Source organism: Mycobacteriales bacterium, assembly GCA_036497565.1.
Lineage (GTDB): Bacteria > Actinomycetota > Actinomycetes > Mycobacteriales > QHCD01 > DASXJE01.
In genome coordinates this window covers 1-2,559 of the sequence record DASXJE010000252.1, presented here as the reverse complement: position 1 = coordinate 2,559, position 2,559 = coordinate 1, and the positions used below count along the sequence as shown (strand labels likewise).

The following is a 2,559-nucleotide window of genomic DNA, read 5'->3' as shown; positions in this document are numbered from 1 at the left end:
GTGGCCCGAGGTCTGGGCGCCAAGCTGCACGCCACGGCGGACGGAACAGTGCGCCAGGCACTCGACGCAATCGCCACCATCCGTGAACGGCACGGCAACGACGCGATCTTCCACATCGCTCACCCCGAGTTCGTCCACCCGGACGACGTGGCGCGGTTCGCTGAGCTCGGGGTGATCGCCGACGCCTCACCTGGACTGTGGTTCCCCAACCCGATGAACGCCGCCATCGCCGCCCAGGTCCAGCCGCACTACCTCGGGAGGATCTGGCCACTGCGCGAGCTGCACCAGGCCGGCGTCCCGATTGCCGCCGGGTGCGATTGGCCGGCCGCCGTCGAGCGACCCGATCCGTGGCTGAGCATCCAGACCATGATCACCCGCCGCAACCCCGACACGGCCTTTCCCGGGACGCTCGCCGCGGATCAGGCGTTGGACCTGCCCACCGCGTTGCGAGCGCATACCGTGCAACCGGCCCGCGCGATGGGTCTGGCGGGCGAGACCGGCATGCTGAGGGCCGGTCTGTCCGCCGACTTCGTTGCCCTGGATCGCCACCTGTTCCAGATCCCCGTGGATCAGATCCACCGCACCCGGGTGTTGCGCACCTGGTTCGCCGGCGAGCTAGTCCACGAGGCGGCCTGAGCACGGCCCATGCGTCTGTCAGGCAGCTCTCACGCGATGACGAGAGGCAGGAGTACCTCGTCAACCATCTCAGCGATGTCTTTCCTCGTCAGAACGTGAGTTTCGAGCAGTGCGCGCTTGATGATCAGTGCGTGGAGCACTTCAAGAACGACGGGTGTCAAGCGTTCCGAAGATATCTCGCCGCGACCGGCGGCGTCCCGCAGTAGTTCGCTCAATGCGTCGAAGAGTGGCTGGAGAACCTCTGACTTGAATCGAGATAATAGTGGGGGATAGCGGTGTGCTTCTCCCAGAAGGCTGCGGAATGCGTTACCCCTGACACCCTTCTGCATTTTAGTCATGTGATGCGTGAACCCGATCAGATCATCGCGGAGAATGCCCGTTCGTGCGTATCCGGCTGGGTCCATGCCCAGCTCCTCCAATGTGTCGATCACCAGACAGGTCGTATCCGGCCACCGTCGGTACAGCGGGCTCTTACCGGTGCCCGCGCGCTCAGCGACGCTCTCGAAGGTGAGCCGGCCGAATCCGACCTCAGCCAGTTCGGCCAGGACAGCATCAGAGATCGCCTGCTCGACCTCCGCGGCACCCCGCCGCGTACGAACGGGGCGTTCGACGATCTGCGCGACGGCCCGCGTATCGGCATTGTGACGGGTCGGCATCGCATCAGCATAGTTGAGCGCAATCGCGTTCTGGGCTCATCGGCGCGCCCGTGCTGGTCGCTTGTGCCGGTCGGACGTTCGGGGACGGTCTGTTGACAGTCGGGCGCCGCTGCCGTAAGAAGCTAGTTACCAAGTTAACTGGGTAATTATGGCTTGGTCAGTCCTACTACGCCCACGTCCACGATCCCGAGGGCGCGTGCGAGCAGTCGCGCCAGCTACTGCGTCGCCGGCACGTCGTCCCCTCGTGAGTGGACCCGAGGTACCACAGCGGAGCGACGATGACCGCAACACAGGCCACGAGGCCCCTCGAGGACGTCTTTGTGATCGACTCGACGGTGCACGGCTACAACTTCCGCGCCGACAACTACGTCCCGGGGCCGTTCAAGGAGCGGATTGCCGCGCAGCTCACCGAAACCCTGTGGGGCGGGCACATCGGTAACGTGCCATTCGGCGACCAGCGCTACATCCTGAGCCGCGAGCGATTCGAGAACGGCCACGACCCGGACCTGCTTGGCGGAGCGCTGTTCGCCGAGTCCGACACCGACGTGTGCATCTACCACGGGGTTCCGCTCTACGGCATCTATCAGGACGGTGGCTCGGCGCTGTGGGTGGGTAAGGCCATGCGGGAACGTTGGCCCGACCGGGTCGCGCTCTACGGCCCGGTCAGCCCCTGGCAGCCGGATGCGCTGGACATCGTCGAGCAGATGATCGTCGAGGAGAAGGCCATCGGGATCAAGATGTATCCGATGGACATCGTCAACGGCAAGGTCAACAGTTACCGCCTGGACGACCCTGAGATCGCGTTCCCGATCCTGGAGCGGATTCAGCAACTCGGCGGCAAGATCGTCGCTACCCACAAGGCCGTCCCACAGGGCCAGGTGCCCAGCGAGCCCTTCGCACCCTATGACGTAGCCGGAGCGGCATCGGCCTTCCCCGACCTGACCTTCGAGATCGTCCACGGCGGAATCGCGTACCTGGAAGAGACGGCCTGGCAGCTCCAGCGGTTCCCCAACGTGACCGTCAACCTCGAGACCACCGCGGCGTTCATGCTCTCGCGCCAACCCCGCCAGTTCGCGCACATGCTCGGCACCCTGCTGTTCTGGGGAGGCGCCGACAAGATCTTCTGGTCCTCCGGCGCCACGGCGCGCCACCCGCAGCCGTACCTGGAGATGTTCTGGGACTTCGAGATTCCGGAGGACCTGCGGGAGCAGCACGACTATCCGGAGCTGACCCGCGAGATCAAGGAGAACATCCTCGGCCGCAACCA

At 65.1% G+C, this 2,559-nt stretch carries 3 protein-coding genes; 2 read left to right on the top strand and 1 reads right to left on the bottom strand.

The features are described 5' to 3' along the window. Window positions 1-636, top strand: a 636-nt coding sequence (locus VGH85_20180) for an amidohydrolase family protein (GenBank protein HEY2176130.1), incomplete at its 5' end; no start/stop codon positions are given. Between the two features lie 29 nt (window positions 637-665). On the opposite strand, the gene VGH85_20175 is transcribed toward VGH85_20180, so the two are convergent. Further along, window positions 666-1,292, bottom strand: coding sequence for a TetR/AcrR family transcriptional regulator (locus VGH85_20175; GenBank protein HEY2176129.1), 627 nt, complete (start codon window positions 1,290-1,292; stop codon window positions 666-668). A 278-nt stretch (window positions 1,293-1,570) separates the two neighbouring features. On the opposite strand from VGH85_20175, the gene VGH85_20170 reads away from it, so the two are divergent. Beyond that, the coding region (locus VGH85_20170) for an amidohydrolase family protein (GenBank protein HEY2176128.1) at window positions 1,571-2,559 on the top strand (989 nt) is incomplete at its 3' end.